Annotated in this window: 15 protein-coding genes; 6 read left to right on the plus strand and 9 right to left on the minus strand. The window is 62.5% G+C overall.

The features are described from left to right. Positions 1-25 precede the first annotated feature (25 nt). The 4 genes from G6N74_RS00200 to G6N74_RS00215 form a co-directional block, all read right to left on the minus strand. Positions 26-1,297 (minus strand): beta-ketoacyl-ACP synthase, encoded by a 1,272-nt coding sequence (locus G6N74_RS00200; RefSeq protein ID WP_165113062.1) that lies wholly within the window; start codon positions 1,295-1,297, stop codon positions 26-28. 17 nt (positions 1,298-1,314) lie between these two features. After that, on the minus strand, positions 1,315-2,505 hold the full coding sequence (locus G6N74_RS00205; RefSeq protein WP_165113064.1) for a beta-ketoacyl-ACP synthase: 1,191 nt from the start codon (positions 2,503-2,505) through the stop codon (positions 1,315-1,317). Positions 2,506-2,548: 43 nt separating this feature from the next. Next, complete coding sequence (locus tag G6N74_RS00210) at positions 2,549-2,833, minus strand: acyl carrier protein (protein WP_165113066.1); 285 nt, start codon at positions 2,831-2,833, stop codon at positions 2,549-2,551. A 133-nt stretch (positions 2,834-2,966) separates the two neighbouring features. Continuing rightward, complete coding sequence (locus G6N74_RS00215; protein ID WP_165113068.1) at positions 2,967-3,521, minus strand: histidine phosphatase family protein; 555 nt, start codon at positions 3,519-3,521, stop codon at positions 2,967-2,969. Positions 3,522-3,637: 116 nt separating this feature from the next. On the opposite strand from G6N74_RS00215, the gene G6N74_RS00220 reads away from it, so the two are divergent. Beyond that, a complete protein-coding gene (locus G6N74_RS00220) occupies positions 3,638-4,585 on the plus strand; it encodes an AEC family transporter (protein ID WP_165113070.1) in 948 nt (315 codons plus the stop codon). A gap of 7 nt (positions 4,586-4,592) precedes the next feature. Here the strand turns inward: G6N74_RS00220 and G6N74_RS00225 are convergent, their stop codons facing one another. Further along, the gene (locus G6N74_RS00225) at positions 4,593-5,189 is read right to left on the minus strand and encodes a beta-class carbonic anhydrase (protein ID WP_165113072.1); all 597 of its coding nucleotides are present in this window, start codon (positions 5,187-5,189) and stop codon (positions 4,593-4,595) included. A 316-nt stretch (positions 5,190-5,505) separates the two neighbouring features. Here G6N74_RS00225 and G6N74_RS00230 point away from each other — a divergent pair, with 316 nt between their 5' ends. Both G6N74_RS00230 and G6N74_RS00235 read left to right on the plus strand, forming a co-directional pair. Then, positions 5,506-6,963, plus strand: a complete 1,458-nt coding sequence (locus tag G6N74_RS00230) for an NAD-dependent succinate-semialdehyde dehydrogenase (protein WP_165113074.1) — start codon at positions 5,506-5,508, stop codon at positions 6,961-6,963. Between the two features lie 166 nt (positions 6,964-7,129). After that, the gene (locus tag G6N74_RS00235; RefSeq protein ID WP_165113076.1) at positions 7,130-8,143 is read left to right on the plus strand and encodes an aldose epimerase family protein; all 1,014 of its coding nucleotides are present in this window, start codon (positions 7,130-7,132) and stop codon (positions 8,141-8,143) included. Here G6N74_RS00235 and G6N74_RS00240 read toward each other — a convergent pair. Together G6N74_RS00240 and G6N74_RS00245 are read right to left on the minus strand one after the other, a co-directional pair. Further along, positions 8,136-8,471: a hypothetical protein gene (locus G6N74_RS00240; RefSeq protein ID WP_165113078.1), complete on the minus strand. Its 336-nt coding sequence runs from the start codon at positions 8,469-8,471 to the stop codon at positions 8,136-8,138. The two genes, G6N74_RS00235 and G6N74_RS00240, sit on opposite strands and share 8 nt — an antisense overlap. A 27-nt stretch (positions 8,472-8,498) precedes the next feature. Next, the gene (locus tag G6N74_RS00245) at positions 8,499-9,416 is read right to left on the minus strand and encodes a sugar kinase (RefSeq protein ID WP_165113080.1); all 918 of its coding nucleotides are present in this window, start codon (positions 9,414-9,416) and stop codon (positions 8,499-8,501) included. A 152-nt stretch (positions 9,417-9,568) separates the two neighbouring features. On the opposite strand from G6N74_RS00245, the gene G6N74_RS00250 reads away from it, so the two are divergent. Together G6N74_RS00250 and G6N74_RS00255 are read left to right on the plus strand one after the other, a co-directional pair. Beyond that, positions 9,569-10,006: a FixH family protein gene (locus G6N74_RS00250; RefSeq protein WP_165113082.1), complete on the plus strand. Its 438-nt coding sequence runs from the start codon at positions 9,569-9,571 to the stop codon at positions 10,004-10,006. 2 nt (positions 10,007-10,008) lie between these two features. Further along, the gene (locus G6N74_RS00255) at positions 10,009-11,217 is read left to right on the plus strand and encodes a cytochrome-c peroxidase (RefSeq protein WP_165113084.1); all 1,209 of its coding nucleotides are present in this window, start codon (positions 10,009-10,011) and stop codon (positions 11,215-11,217) included. Here G6N74_RS00255 and G6N74_RS00260 read toward each other — a convergent pair. Then, the gene (locus tag G6N74_RS00260; protein ID WP_165113086.1) at positions 11,214-11,666 is read right to left on the minus strand and encodes an Lrp/AsnC family transcriptional regulator; all 453 of its coding nucleotides are present in this window, start codon (positions 11,664-11,666) and stop codon (positions 11,214-11,216) included. The genes G6N74_RS00255 and G6N74_RS00260 overlap by 4 nt on opposite strands. Before the next feature lie 140 nt (positions 11,667-11,806). Here G6N74_RS00260 and putA point away from each other — a divergent pair, with 140 nt between their 5' ends. Continuing rightward, a complete protein-coding gene (putA, locus tag G6N74_RS00265) occupies positions 11,807-15,430 on the plus strand; it encodes a bifunctional proline dehydrogenase/L-glutamate gamma-semialdehyde dehydrogenase PutA (RefSeq protein ID WP_205826481.1) in 3,624 nt (1,207 codons plus the stop codon). Here the strand turns inward: putA and G6N74_RS00270 are convergent, their stop codons facing one another. Then, positions 15,431-15,799: a bleomycin resistance protein gene (locus G6N74_RS00270; protein ID WP_165113090.1), complete on the minus strand. Its 369-nt coding sequence runs from the start codon at positions 15,797-15,799 to the stop codon at positions 15,431-15,433.

Genomic DNA, 15,799 nt, shown 5'->3' on the forward strand with positions numbered 1-15,799 from the left:
GTCCTTCAAATGTTGAAGGCGTCGCTTAGACCGGTTCCCGCGCCATGACAAGGCAGGTGTTCTGGCCGCCGAAGCCGAAGGAATTGGAAAGCACCGTGGCGACCTCGGCATCGCGCTTCCTGTTCGGCACGACATCGAGTTCTATCGCCGGGTCGGGATTGTCGTAATTGATCGTCGGCGGGATGACGCCTTCGCGCATCGTCAGCAACGAGAATGCCGCCTCGATGGCGCCGGCTGCCGACAGCGTGTGGCCGATCATCGACTTGTTGGACGAGATCGGCATGGAGCGCATGCGCTCGCCGAAGACCGTCGAAAGCGACATATGCTCCATCTTGTCGTTTTCCGGCGTTGAGGTGCCGTGCGCGTTGACATAGGCAATGCCATTCTCGCCAAGCCCGGCGTCGGAAAGTGCCGCCTTCACCGCACCGATGGCTGGCGAGCCGTCGGGCTTGGAGCGGGTCCGATGGAAGTCGTCGGCCTTTTCGCCGCAGCCCTGCAGAATGCCGAGCACGGTCGCGCCGCGCGCCAGCGCGCTTTCGAGTGATTCGAGCACGAGCGCCGCCGAACCTTCGGCGATCACGAAGCCGTCGCGATCCTTGGAGAAGGGTTTGGATGCCTTTTCGGGAATGTCGTTATGCGTCGACAGGGCCGACAGCAGCGAGAATCGGATCAGCGCTTCCGCCGTCACCGAGCCGTCCGCGCCGATCGACAGCGCGCGGTCGCATTCGCCGCGCCGGATCGCTTCGACGCCGAGCTGGATCGCGGTCGCACCAGAGGCGCAGGCGGTCGACAACGTGATCGGCAGGCCGCGCGTGCCGAACTCGTCGGCGAGGCGGGCGGCGATCGAGCCGAATTGCGAGGTTTCGAAAGTGTCCAGTGTCGGCAGGTTGCGGGCAACCGTCAGCAGGCGGTCGGAGGCGCTGCCTTCCGTGCCGGTGTTGTAGAGCGAGAAGCGCTCGCGCCAGTCGAGTTCGACCGGCGGGGAGGCGAGGAACAGTGGGCCGCCGAAATCGTCGGGGTCGAGGCCGGATTCCGCGATCGCCTCGCGGCCGGCGGTCTCGGCCAGTTCATAGGTCAGCGCGCTGGCGCCCTTGTCGCTCGATGGCAGGAAATCGACGGTGCCGGCGATGCGCGTGTTGAGATGATCGATGGGGAACCGGGTGATCGGATGAATGCCGGAGCGGCCGGAGGTCAGGGCCGCCCAATTGTCGGCCTTGCCGACGCCAAGCGAGGTGACAACGCCAATGCCGGTTACGGCGACGATCGGCCTGCCGAGATGGTCGTTGTATTTAGCCATGTCCGTTTCCCGGCGGTTCAATCAGAAGCGGCGACGAGCGCCATGCCCTCGAAATAGTGATAGCCGACCGCCGTTGCCAGAACGGTGTGCGGAATTCCTTCGAAAGGTTTTTCCACCGTCGCGTCGAAGGCCGGATAGGCGGCCTTGCGGTCGATGGCGAGCGCTGCCAGTGCGACGGCGAAAGGAAACTGCGCTTCCTTCATGTGGCCCGTAAGCGTGCCGAACGCACGCGCGGCAAGTGCTACGTTCTTGTCGAGTGCGGCTTTCTCGGCCTTGGTCGCGGCATGCGCGCCCGACGCGCCCGACAAGGTCAGCAATGGACCGTCCAGCAGGGCTGTTTTTTCAAGCATTGCGCCGACGACCGCAGCGAGATCTTCCTTGCGGCGGCGGGCACGGCCGGAAATCACCGGGCCGAGCTGGGCGTAGATGTGGCGACCGCGCGCCTTGGCATGTTCGCGTGATTCTAGCACGAGGAATGCTGCACCCGATCCGCTGACGACGCCGCCGCCTTCCGAACCGTCGCGCTGCCATACCGGCTTCCACGGGCCGCGGTGCAGATAGCCGCCGAGTTCGTAGCCGAGCAGCATGTCGGGATGTTCGGTCTGGAATGCGCCGCCGACCAGCATATGGGTCGACTGGCCCGAACTGATGCGCGCCGCAGCCGTTTCCACGGCCGAGACGCCAGCGCCTTCCTCGCCCATGAAGGTGCGGGACGAGCCGGTCACCTTGTGGACGATGGAGATGTTGCCGGCGAGCAGATTGGAAAGCTGTGCCAGGAACAGCGTCGGGCGCAGTTCGGTCGTCAGCTTTTCGTTGAGAAGCACGTCGCGGTCGTTGCGGCTTTCGGAAGCGGCGAGGATGGCGTTGTCGACCGTCTCGTCGCGCTCGCCGCCGCCAGCAGCCACCACCATGTCCATCGTCGCGCAGAGCGCTTCATCGGCCTTGATGCCGGCATCGTCCAGCGCAAGGCCGGCCGTATAGGTGCCGAGCCGCTGCCAGGTCTCCATCTGGCGCTGGTCGCCGCGCTTGGCGATCTGCAGGCCCCAGTCGATCTCGGGCAGGGGATGGATGGAGTAGGGCGCATAGCGTGACGAATCGACAACCGGCTCGGCGCCGGCCGCGGTCAATTTCTGCCAATGCGCATCGGTGCCTTCGCCAAGAGACGAGACAAGGCCGATACCGGTGATGACGACGTCGTGTGCGCTCATGGGCGGTTGTTGTCGGTCGGGCGGCCTGTCCCCGTCAAGGGGGTCAGACTGCTGCCTTTGCCGCGACGAGGCCGTCGATCTTGGCGCAGAGGTTCTTCATCAGGAAGTAATCGTCGGTGGATGCCTTGCCGTCATTGACGTCCTGCGTCCACTTTTCCAGCGGCACCTTGATGCCGAATTCCTTGTCGATCGCGAACACGATGTCGAGGAAATCAAGGCTGTCGATGCCGAGATCGTCGATCGTGTGGCTTTCGGGGGTGATGGTTTCGATGTCGATCTCGCTCGTGTCGGCGATGATCTTGGCAACTTTCTCGAATGTCGTGGACACGGCTTTTCCTTCAAGTGCGGGCGGATTCCATCCGCATGTTTGTTCGGCTCTCTAATCCGTTTTTCCGGGCAGGAAAAGACCAAATCGGCCTTTACCGGCTAGGTGCAAGGGAGCGCGGGCAATTCCCGTGCCATCAATTGAAGACGATTCGCCCCAGAATATGCAGTCCCTCACCCTCCGGGCGCACGATCACGGCCTCGCCTTCTCGCGACGGTCCCCCGGTAAGTGCGGTGATATTTTCCACATGTGTGACGAGAATAAGGTTGCCTGAACCGCTGTATGAGCGGATTTCCTGCATGACCGCTTCGTCTTGTGCCTTCAGTGTCGAACCATCCGGGGCAGGCCGGTCGAGTGCTGCGAAAGGTTCGACGATGCGGTCGCCGAACGCCAGGCGGGCGGTTTCAAGCGCATTGCAGTAGCGGCTGGACAATACACGGTCGGTGGTATCGGCACGGGCTGCGAAAAGCGCGCCGATCTTGCGCGCCTGCTGCTTTCCGCGATCCGACAGATTGCGCTGCGTGCCGCATTTCTCGATGTCGAAATTCGTCGGCTCGCCGGTTCCGGGCGTCATTGCATGACGAAGAAGCACGACATGGCCGCCGTCGCGCAGCAGGGCCCAACCCGCTTCCGTGGCCTGTGCCGGTGACAGCGAAAACAATAAAAACAAGGCGATGAAGAATTTCTGCATACGTTACCCTAACCCCACAAGAGGGATATAGGGATGCGAAAGCGTCATGAAAGGCAAGCCGGGCGAGATGTCGGTGGCGATTGCGCTAAAGCCTTCGCTCGCCTATCAGGGGAAAAATGTCTCCCCTCGTCGAAACCGTCCTTTTCGTATTCGGGCTTGTGACGCTTGGCTATCTCGCCGGGCTGACGGGCTATCTGAAGACGGAAGTGGGTGATGCGCTTTCACAGTTCGCGGTCGGTGTCGCTCTGCCTATGCTGTTGTTCCGAACGATGGTGAGCGCCGATTTTCACGGCTCGGCTCCGTGGGCGCTTTGGGCGACCTACTTCACCGCGGTGGCGGTGACATGGACCGCCGGGCATCTCGCGATGACGAGAATCTTCGGGCGGGATTCGCAGGCGGGTGTCGTCGGTGGTGTTGCGGCTTCGTTTTCCAATGTGCTCCTACTTGGATTTCCCTTCATGCTTGGCGTCTTCGGGCAGCAAGGGGTCGAGATATTGTCGCTGATCATCTCGGTGCATCTGCCGACCATGCTGGCCGCCTCGATCATCCTGTTCGAGATTTCCGGCGGCAAGAAGAACGGCGTCCATCCGCTGCACATTGCCCGCGATTTTCTGCGTCGTCTTTACAGGAACTCGCTGATCATCGGCATTTTTGCGGGCGTGCTCTGGCGTCTTACTGGTATTCCATTGCCGGGACTGGCCACCCGGCTTGTCGACGCGCTTGCAGATGTTGCCGGACCGCTGGCGCTTTTTGCGATGGGCCTTGGCCTGCGCAGGTTCGGCATTTCGGGGAATGTACGGCCCGCGCTGGTTCTTTCGACGCTTAAGCTGTTCCTGATGCCGGCGGCGGCGCTCGGGGTGGCATGGCTGTTCGGCCTTCCGCCGATGTCGGCCAAGGTCGCGGTGGCCGCAGCCTCGCTGCCAGCAGGCGTCAATTCCTATCTCATTGCCGCCCAGTTCGGCACCGGGCAGGCGCTCGCCTCGAACCAGATGACGATCGCCACCGCCTGCGCCGTCGTTACAACGGCGCTGTGGCTGACAATCGCACAGATGGTCTTCGGATAGGGCTGTTTCAGGCGGGTCGGCCTGCCGCACTTGCTGTTTCGACCTCGATCAGCTTTCCCGTCTTCACGTCATAGATGAAGCCGAAGATCGGAATGTAGGGCGGCACCAGCGGATGCTCGCGGATGCGGCGAACGTCCTGCACCACGCTTTCTTCCGGATTGCTGATGGTGTGCCATTTGATGAAATGGCCATGGGCATGGCCGCCGCGATGCTTCGGGTTCGACCATTGCTTGCCGTCGAAGGATGCGGTTTCGAGGTCGTCTTCCAGCAAGGTTCCGATCACCTCGTCCGAGAACAGCTCCATGCCGCAATTGGTGTGGTGGATGACGAACCAGGTGCGGGTGCCGAGCAGTTTGTGCGAGATGACGAGCGAGCGTATCGCGTCGTCGGAAGCCCGCCCGCCGGCATTGCGGATGACATGGGCATCGCCTTCCGCCAGGCCGGCATATTTGGCGGGGTCGAGGCGAGCGTCCATGCAGGTCAGGATCGCAAAGCCGCGCGCCGGCGGGAGTGCGAGTTCGCTCTTGTCGCCGAAATCGTCGGCATAATGGGCATTTGCTGCGAGAACTTCGTCATAAATCAGAGAGTTTTGCTGCTTCGCCATCGCGACATCCCTTCATCGGTTGCTGATCGCGGCAGGATCGTTTCACGCAGATAGGTCATGGCAAAGGCGCGGACGTCTATAATCCGGCCGGAAATTGAAATTTTGAGCCCGTTTTTGCCGAGAGTGCTGGACCACTCGGTCCATGGCTCAAGGCGATTGATCCAACAGTACTCCCTAAGGTAAGAGGTGGCGCGATCGTCGATCGAGCCTATACTCAAAGGCCAGACACGACGGCCCGCCGGGCGCTGCGTTCGTCCGGTTCATCGAATTCCAGAGGATCAGCGTGCTCCGACACGCTGCACGAGAGGCGAGAACGATGTTGCAGAAAACCAGCCACTTCATGAAGCAGTCCAACCTCATCAACGGCGAGTGGGTGCAGGCCGATTCCGGCAAGACCATCGACGTGATCAACCCGGCGACGGGCCTGAAGATCGGCACCGTTCCGCGCTCGGGTGCTGCCGAGACGCGCCGCGCCATCGAGGCTGCCAGCGAGGCCTTCAAGACTTTCCGCAAGACCTCGGCGCTTGAGCGTTCCAAGTGGCTCCGCAAGCTGCATGACGCCATCATGGACAACCAGGACGCGCTGGCCGAACTGCTTACGCTCGAGCAGGGCAAGTCGCTGACCGAAGCCAAGGGCGAAGTCGGCTCATCTGCGGCGTATGTGCTGTGGTTTGCCGAAGAAGCACGCCGCGCCTATGGCGATGTCGTGCCGTCGCCATGGGCGGACCGCCGCATCCTCGTCACCAAGGAGCCGGTCGGCGTCGTCGCCGCGATCACGCCGTGGAACTTCCCGTCCTCGATGCTGTCGCGCAAGATCGGCCCCGCACTCGCCGCCGGCTGCACCGCCGTCGTCAAGCCTGCCTCGCAGACGCCTTACTCGGGCCTCGCATGGGGTGCGCTGTGCGAGGAAGTCGGCATTCCGAAGGGCGTCGTCAACATCATCACCGGCTCGGCAGGCGAGATCGGCGACGAGATCTGCGCCAACCCGCTGGTCAAGAAGATCACCTTCACCGGCTCTACCGAGGTCGGCAAGATGTTGATCGAGAAGTCGGCTTCGACGGTGAAGAAGGTTTCGATGGAACTCGGCGGCAACGCGCCGTTCCTGGTCTTCGACGATGCCGATCTCGACCGCGCCGTCGAAGGCGCCATCACCGCGAAGTTCCGCAATTCGGGCCAGACCTGCGTCTGCACCAACCGCTTCTTCGTGCAGGCTGGCATCTATGACAAGTTCGTCGAGAAACTGGCCGCTGCCTCCAACAATCTCAAGGTGGGCTCCGGTCTGGAGGCTGGCGTGCAGCAGGGCCCGCTGATCGACGAAAAGGCTGTCGAGAAGGTCGAGGAGTTCATCGCTGACGCCACCGCCAATGGTGGCAAGGTTGTTGCCGGCGGCAAGCGCCATGCGCTGGGCGGTTCCTTCTTCCAGCCGACCGTCATCGCCAACGCCACGCCGAAAATGAAGTTCATGAAGGACGAGATTTTTGGCCCCGTCGCACCCGTCTTCAAGTTCGAAACAGAAGAAGAAGGCGTGGCGCTCGCCAACGATACCGAGTTCGGTCTCGCTTCCTACTTCTACACCGGCGACCTGGGTCGCGCCTTCCGCGTGATGGAAGGCCTGAAATACGGCATGGTCGGCGTCAATGAAGGCCTGATCACGACACCGGAAGCGCCGTTCGGCGGCGTCAAAGAATCCGGCCTCGGCCGCGAGGGTGGCCATCAGGGTATGGATGACTATCTCGACACCAAATATGTCTGCATCGGCGGCCTTGGCCTCTGATCCTTGTCAGGCACCAAACCGTCCGCTTGGACACGCGGTTTTCTGACGATTGAAATCGATCGACAGCCCCAGAAACCTGTTCCGGTTTCTGGGGTTGTTTGTTAGAGCGCTTGTCTGGTTGAGCTCGACGCGAGCTCTCCCGGATTTGCGCCTGATCGGAGGGGATATGGCGAACGGCGAAGTTTTCGGCACGTCGAGCGACGGCAAGCCGGTCCGGCGGTTCTCGATCGCCTCGGGCGGGCTTACGGCAAATATCATCACCTGGGGTGCTGTCGTTCAGGATCTGCGCCTGGCCGATCACGATGCGCCGCTGGTGCTGGGCTTCGAACGGTTCGAGGATTATCTCGCATCGCCCGGTTATTTTGGCGCCATAGCCGGACGTCATGCCAACCGCATCCGCGACGGACGCTTCATGCTTGATGGCAAGCGTTTCCAGATCGATCAGGACAAGCCCGAGGCGCATGGCCTGCATGGCGGCTCGGAAGGATACTTCACCAGAGTCTGGGATGTGATTGATAATGGCCGGGATTTCGTCACGCTCGGCCTGCAAGATCCCGACGGTTCGATGGGCTTTCCCGGCACGCTGGATGCGCGCTGCACCTATCGCATCAAGGGGTCCGGCACGCTTTCGATCGAACTCACGGCGGCCAGCGACGAGCCGACGCTCTGCAACCTGGCGCAGCATTCCTATTTCAATCTCGATGATGGCGGCAGCGGCGAGATTCTCGATCATCGGCTCATGCTAGCGGCCGGCGCTTATCTTCCGGTTGACGAAAAACTCATCCCCACCGGCGTTGTCCAGCCGGTCGAGGGCACGCAGTTCGACTTCCGGCAGGCCCGCCAGTTGCGAGCCGCGAAGGGTGAGGCGCAGGTCGACTACGACAACAATTTCTGCCTTGCCGCCGCGCGTGGGCCGCTCAAGCAGGCCGCGTGGGTGCAGGGCGCGGCTTCAGGCGTCGAGATGGAGGTCTGGACGACGGAGCCGGGCATCCAGCTCTATATCGGCCAGTATGTCGCGCCGGAGGCCAAGGGTTTGGGCGGCCGCCGCTACAAGGCCTATTCCGGCCTCTGCCTCGAGGCGCAGACCTGGCCGGATTCACCCAATCGCCCCTATTTCCCGCAGGCTGTGCTGCGGCCGGGAGAAACCTATCGGCAGGTGACGGAATATCGGTTCAGGTAGTATCAGAACGGTCCACGCCCGTTACATCTTTGATGATTTTACGAACGATCTCATGAATATTCGTGACGAAGTTGTCGTAATCTCGTTCGATCGACTCGTTAACACATCTCTCCCGATACATTGCTGCACTGAAAGGAAGAGACCATATTCCGCCGATTATTTCTAACTTTTCTATGTCAGTTAAATTTTTGAGCTCTATGTTTTTTAGTTTGGACAAGATAGCGAGTGCCTTGTCTTTTTCGAAGCGCATTTTCCGGGCTTCGTAAAAGAAGCCTTTTGGAGCAAATTCTTCCGAAATAGCTTCTAGGATAACCTTTGCACTCGTCATCCGTTTTCTCTTGCTACCCAATGAAGGTCACCGGTCGAACGCCAGTTTCAGGATGTCGAAGGGCGCCAGCGCGCCGCGCACCTGCACGACCGCTCCAGCCACGCGATGGGCGCGCTTCACGGCGTCTGTCGGCGCAATGCCGAGCAGGCGGGCCGACAGGTAGGCGCCGTTGAAGCTGTCGCCCGCACCGGTCGTGTCGACCGGCAGGACGGAGACCGCGGGGACCGAGACGGTGTTCTCGTAATGCGAGATGAGGGCGTCGTGCTCGCCGTTCTTGACGACGATCTCCGCGACGCCGGCCTTCTCTAGCCGCGCGATAGTGACTTCGGGCGAAGCATCCCCGTAAAGTTCCTGCTCGTCGGGAAAGGTCGGCAGGGCGATGTCCGTCACTTTCAATGCTTCGCCGATCGCTTCGCGGGCGGTGGCAACGTCCGGCCAGAGGCGTGCGCGATAGTTTGGATCGAAGGCGATATGGCAGCCATGCGCCCGCGCCGTCGCGATGGCCTGCAGCAGCGTGCGCCTGGCTGCCGGTTCCAGAATTGCCAAAGTGATTCCGGAAAAGTAGACAAGTGACCGATTTTCAAGGCTTTTTGCCAATGCGGCGGCATTGCTGGCGAGCTGGCGCGCGGCGGCGTCACCCCGCCAATAGGTGAAGGATCGCTCCGCTCCCGTCAGCTTGATCGCATAGAGGCCGGGGCGTGCGCCGGGAATGACAGGGCTCGAAGCGATGCCGATATCGTGCTCGCGGAAGAAGGCGATCTGGTCGGCCGAAAACGGGTCGTCGCCGAAGGCCGAGACGAAGTCGACATGATGGCCGGGGCTCAGCGCGCGCATCGCCCACAGTGTGTTGAACGTGTCGCCGGCAAACCCCATGCGCCATACCTGCGAGCTTTGCCCCGACAGTTCGATCATGCATTCGCCGATCGCCGCAATGCCGTTTGTCATCCCTATCTCCTCTCGCCGTACTGATGTTTTTAGCGCCTCAGCGGCGTACTGGCTACCTGTCTGATATGGAAGGATATTTGCCTGCTTTTCGTTGGTGTCTTCACAGACTAACGTGCCGCTTGCGCAAACGGGATTCGGCGAGGAGTGCGAAAATGATTTCCAACTGGCGTTATCTCGTCGCGATCATCGGCATTGCTGCCATCGCTGCCATCGCTTTCTCCAAGATGCACATGGCGCCGCCGCCGTCCGAACTCGACCTTGCACGCTCCAAACCGAGCGAAAAGGGTATTTATGCCGTCTCGATTGACCCGGAGGCGGGGGAGGTGAAGCAGGGCGAGCTTCACAACTGGATCGTTGCGTTGAAAACGCCGGACGGGAAGGCCGTCGACGGTGCGAAGATCGCGGTCGATGGCGGCATGCCGCAGCATGGTCACGGCCTGCCGACGGCGCCGCAAATGACCGGCGAGCTTGGTGAGGGCCGCTACCGCATCGAAGGCGTGAAATTCAACATGGGCGGCTGGTGGGAGCTGAAATTCGCCATTTCCGCGCCGCAGGGCGACGATAATGTGGTGTTCAATCTGGTGCTGTAGAAATGCGCCGTCTCCTTTCGTCAGTTTCCATCGCCGTGATTGTCGCAGCTGGGTTGCTGACAGCGTGCAAGCCGCCGGAGCTGACCGAGGCGGAGAAGAAGACGGTCGCCTCGTTGTCGCTTTCGGCCCTGCCGCCGCTACCCCCTGATCCGACCAATAAATATGCCGATCTGCCGGCTGCCGCAGCCTTCGGCGCGACGCTGTTCTTCGAGCAGAGGATGAGCATCGATGGCGTGGTGTCATGCGCCACCTGCCATCAGCTCGACCGGCAGTTCCAGGACGACCTGCCGCTGGCCAAGGCCATCGGCACCACCGACCGCCGCACAATGCCGCTAGCCGATGTTGCACGCAGCCCGTTCCTGTTCTGGGACGGCCGCCGCGACAGCCTGTGGGCGCAGGCGCTGACGCCGCTGGAGGAGCCCCGCGAGCACGGCGGCAACCGCACCTTCTCTGCGCATTTCATCAAGGCTCATCTCGCCGACCGCTACGAGCGGATTTTCGGACCGTTGCCCGATCTTTCCGCCTTGCCGGCAAATGCCGGGCCGCTCGGCAACGATGCCGAAAAGGCTGCCTGGGCTGAAATGAGCGAGGACCAGCGGCAGGCGGTCAACCGCGTATTCTCCAATCTCGGCAAGGCGATCGCCGCCTTCGAGCGCTCGATCGTTCATGAAAAAACGCGCTTCGACCGCTTTGCCGATGCCGTTACCGTAGGCAAAACGCCGGAGGGCGATGCGGCACTTTCCGACGAGGAAATCTATGGCTTGCGGCTTTTCACCGGCAAGGCGAACTGCATCGAGTGCCACAACGGCCCGCGCTTCACCGACGATCATTTCCACAATACCGGCATTCCCGCCGTCGCCGGCCTGCCGGAGGATCTCGGTCGCGAGACGGCGGTGAAGCAGGTCCAGAGCGACCCGTTCAACTGCCTCGGTGCCTTCAGCGATGCCAGGCCAGAAGCCTGCGGCGAGCTTCGCTTCATGGTGACCTCCGGCCCGCAACTCACGCGCGCCTACAAGACGCCATCCCTGCGCGGCGCAGCCGGCAGGCCGCCCTATATGCATGCCGGCCAGATCAAGCGGCTCGAGGATGTCATCGACCACTATGTCCGCGCGCCGGCAAGCCCGAGCGGAAAATCGGAAGTCGTGCCGCTGTCGATCTCGGAGCGCGAGCGAGCTGCGTTGGTGGCGTTCCTGAAGACGATCTCCGACTAACGATCCTTCACCGTCTCCATGGCCACGAAGGTCGATGTCTGCGCGACGTGGGGCAAGGCCGAAATGCGCTCGCCCAGCACGCGGCGATAGGCGGCGATGTCGGTGGTGCGGACTTTCAGCAGGTAGTCGAAACTTGCCGCCATCATGTGGCATTGCTCGATCTCGCGCACGGCTTGCACCGAACGGTTGAAGGCATCGAGTGCTGCAGAGCGCGTGTCCGACAATTTTACCTGCACGAAGGCGACATGGCCTTCGCCCATGCGTTCGCGGTCGATCACCGCCGAATAGCCGCGGATGAAGCCGTCCTGCTCCAGCCGCCGCACGCGTGCCTGCACCGGCGTTTTCGAGAGGCCGACCTGCGCGGCAAGTTCGGCCATGGAAAGCCGGCCGTCGCGCGAAAGTGCTGCCAGGATGTTGCGGTCGATGCGGTCCAGTTGGTCTTTTGACATTCGAAATGAAGTCCAGAGATGTAGGAAACTGACTAATCTATAGTCTATTTAGGCTTTCTAGCGCAATATTTTGGACCGATTGAAAAACGGGGTTATGATAGATCTCGAAGCCGTCTCCAAACCGTTTCAGCGCCAGCAGGATGTCCATGACCGCTCCATTGCTCGACACCATTCGTACCCAGATACGCGCCAACTATCTGCCCGACGAAGACGAGGCTCTGGCCCGGCTTGTCGAGACGGCGAGGCTGAGCAAGACCGAGCGCAAAGCGATCACGGCGCGGGCGGTGCAACTGGTCAAGGCGGTGCGCGGCTCCACCGATCCGCGGCTGATGGAAGTGTTTCTGTCCGCTTACGGCCTCTCCACCAAGGAAGGCGTGGCGCTGATGTGCCTGGCCGAGGCGCTGCTGCGCGTGCCGGACACGCAGACCATGGACGACCTGATCCAGGACAAGATCGCCCCGCATGACTGGTCGGCGCATTCCGGCGGGTCGAGCTCGATCTTCGTCAACGCCTCGACATGGGCGCTGATGCTGACCGGCCGGGTGCTGGACGAGGGCGAGGACGGCATTGCCGGCACGCTGCACAACATGGTGCGCCGGCTTGGCGAGCCGGTCATCCGCAAGGCTGTGGCGGCTGCGATGCGCGAAATGGGCGAACAGTTCGTGCTTGGCCGCACCATCGCCGAGGCCGTCAAGCGCGGCCGCTCGATGACTGCCAAGGGCTATCTCTATTCCTACGACATGCTGGGCGAAGCGGCCCGCACGGAAGCTGACGCTCTGCGCTATCACCGCGCCTATGCCGATGCGATCTCGTCGCTCAACAGCGGCTCGAACAGCCCGGATATCCGCACCAATCCGGGTATTTCGGTAAAGCTTTCCGCGCTTCACCCGCGCTACGAGGTGGCGCAGAAGGAAACCATGCTGCCGGTCATGGCCAAGCGCCTGCTGTCGCTGGCGGTCGCCGCGCGTCACGCCCGCATGGGGCTCAACATCGACGCTGAAGAGGCCGACCGGCTCGACCTGTCGCTGGACCTCATCGAGCGGGTTCTGGCCGATCCGGAGCTGGAAGACTGGGACGGTTTCGGCGTCGTCGTGCAGGCCTATGGCCCACGCTGCGCCTTCGTCATCGACTGGCTGCATGCGCTGGCCAAGCGGCTCGACCGCCGCATCATGGTGCGGCTGGTCAAGGGTGCTTACTGGGACACCGAGATCAAGCGCGCGCAGACACTCGGCCTCGATGGCTATCCGGTGTTCACGCGCAAGGTCAATACCGACGTTTCCTACATCGCCTGCGCCAAGAAGCTGCTGTCGATGACTGACCGCATCTACCCGCAATTCGCCACCCACAATGCGCATACGGTTGCGGCGATCCTGGCGATGGCGCCCGACCGCGATTGTTTCGAGTTCCAGCGCCTGCACGGCATGGGCGAATCCCTGCACGAGACGGTGCGCAAGACCGAGGGCACGCGCTGCCGCATCTATGCACCGGTTGGCGCGCATTCCGATCTGCTCGCCTATCTGGTGCGCCGCCTGCTCGAAAACGGCGCCAACTCCTCCTTCGTGCACCAGTTGACGGACGAGGACGTGAAGCCGGAAGACATCGCCCGCGATCCGATTGAGGCGGCTGAAACGCAAGGGTCGGCCGCCAACCCGGCAATCGCGCGGCCATTGGCAATCTTTGGGGCAGGGCGACTCAACGCCAAGGGTTTTGATATTACCGACCCGGTGACGCTGGCCGCCATCGACAAGGCCAGGCTGGACTTCGCCACGCCTGAGCGCTGGGCAGCAAAGCCCGTCACGCGCGCTGCCGGCTATGGCAGCCAGCGCAAACTCGTCAATCCGGCCAAGCCCGACGACATTGTCGGCACGGTTCATGAAGCCGCCGCCAAGCAGGTGTCGACCGCCGTGCGCATCGCGGTCGAGGCACAGCCGGCCTGGGCCAAGCGCCCCGTTGCCGAGCGCGCCGCGATCCTGCGTCGCGCCGCCGAGCTCTATGAGACCAATGCGGTGGAGTTTTTCGCGCTGGCGACGCGTGAGGCCGGCAAGTCGCTGGCCGATGGCGTGGCGGAAGTGCGCGAGGCAGTCGACTTCCTGCGCTATTACGCCGCCGAGGCCGAAAAGGCCGAGGCCGGCACTGTCGCGCGTGGCGTTATCGCCTGCATCTCGCCATGGAATTTCCCGCTGGCGATTTTCACCGGCCAGATTGCGGCGGCCCTCGTTACCGGCAACTGCGTGGTTGCCAAGCCGGCCGAGCAAACGCCGCTGATCGCAGCGCGCGCGGTCGAACTGCTGCGCAAGGCCGGCATTCCCGAGGATGTCATCCAGCTTCTGCCGGGCGACGGCCCGTCGGTCGGCGCGCCGCTGACCGCCGATCCGCGCATCGCCGGCGTCTGCTTCACCGGCTCGACCGAGGTCGCCAAGCTGATCGAAAAGCAACTGGCCGAGACCGCGGCACCCGACGCCATGCTGCTTGCCGAAACCGGCGGCATGAATGCGATGATCGTAGATTCCACCGCTTTGCCGGAGCAGGCAGTGCGCGACATCGTTGCCTCGGCCTTCCAGAGCGCCGGCCAGCGCTGCTCGGCGCTGCGCATTCTCTATGTCCAGAAGGACGTCGAGAAGAAGATGCTGGAAATGCTGGAAGGCGCGATGAAGGCGCTGAGCGTCGGCGATCCGTGGTCGATCTCGACCGATGTCGGGCCGGTCATCGATGAGGAGGCGCAGAATTCCATCCGCGATTATTGCGGCAAGATGGAAGGCAAGGGCCGCCTGATCGCCAAGCTCGATGCGCCGGCAGGTGGCCGTTTCGTTGCGCCACACGTCTTCCGCGTAAAAGGCATCGAGGAGATGGAGCGCGAGATTTTCGGGCCGGTGCTGCATGTTGCGACATTCGACGCCGATGATCTCGATAAGGTCATTTCCGCCATCAATGCAAAGGGTTACGGGCTTACCTTCGGCCTGCACACGCGCATCGAAGGGCGCGTGCAGCACCTTGTCGATCGCATTCATGCCGGCAATATCTATGTCAACCGCAACCAGATCGGCGCGGTCGTCGGCTCGCAGCCTTTCGGCGGCGAGGGGCTTTCGGGCACCGGCCCCAAGGCCGGTGGGCCGCATTATCTGCGCCGCTTCCGCAAGGCGGAAAGCGCATCTGCTATGGAGGCCGAGGGCCAGCCGCTTCCGGCCGTGGAGCTTGCCGAGCAGTTTCCCGATGCAACGCTCAGTGGCTGGAATGTCGCCGCCGACCGCATCATGGTTCTGCGGAAGCACCTGCGCGGCAAGGGTTCGGCCGGCATTGCGGCAGCTGCGGCGGTCGACTACGGCCAGATCGATCTGCCGGGTCCGACCGGCGAGGCCAATACGCTGGCGCTGAACCCGCGTGGTCGCGTGCTTTGCCTTGGCCCGGATGGTGAGGCGCTTCTTGCGCAGGCCATCCAGGCGCTTGCCGCCGGCAATGCCGTGCTGGCCGTTGCGACGTGCGCTTCGGCTGCCGTCAATGCGCTCACCGGCAAGGGCCTGCCGATCGTGGCAATCGATGGCGTGGCGTCTGCGGCTTCCTTAAAATCGCTCGGCATCGATGTCGTCGCCTTTGCCGGTTCGCCGGTGCGGGCCAAGGAAATCCGGCAGGCGCTGGCGGCACGAAAAGGGCCGATCGTGCCCTTGATCAGCGAAGTGCTTTATCCCGCAGCCTACGCGCATGAGCGCGCCGTCTGCGTCGACACGACTGCTGCCGGCGGCAATGCGAGCCTGCTGGCGGGGGCATGATTACACTTCTTCCGGCGCGCAGCCAAACCGCAGCAGATTGCCATGCGGGTCGTGGACATAGAATTCCTTCATGTTCCACGGCCTGACGGTGAATGGGCTCAGTTTCTCCACGCCGCGCGCTGAAAACTCGGCGTGCAACGCCGGCACCTCGCCGCCGCGAATGTAGCAGGAGGAAACCTCGGGCAGGGCGCGGTCGGCGGTGTACCAGAAATGGATTTCCATCTCGCCGCGCCGGACGATCAGATAGTCGTCCATCTCCGGCTGGATGACCTCGAATCCAAGCTGGTCGCGATAGAAATCGCGGCTCGCCTTGATGTCGGGTGAGGGCAGGACGGGGATCGTGCGTGCGAAATCGATGGCTTCTGCCAT

Source organism: Mesorhizobium zhangyense, assembly GCF_011045115.1.
GTDB lineage: Bacteria > Pseudomonadota > Alphaproteobacteria > Rhizobiales > Rhizobiaceae > Mesorhizobium_M > Mesorhizobium_M zhangyense.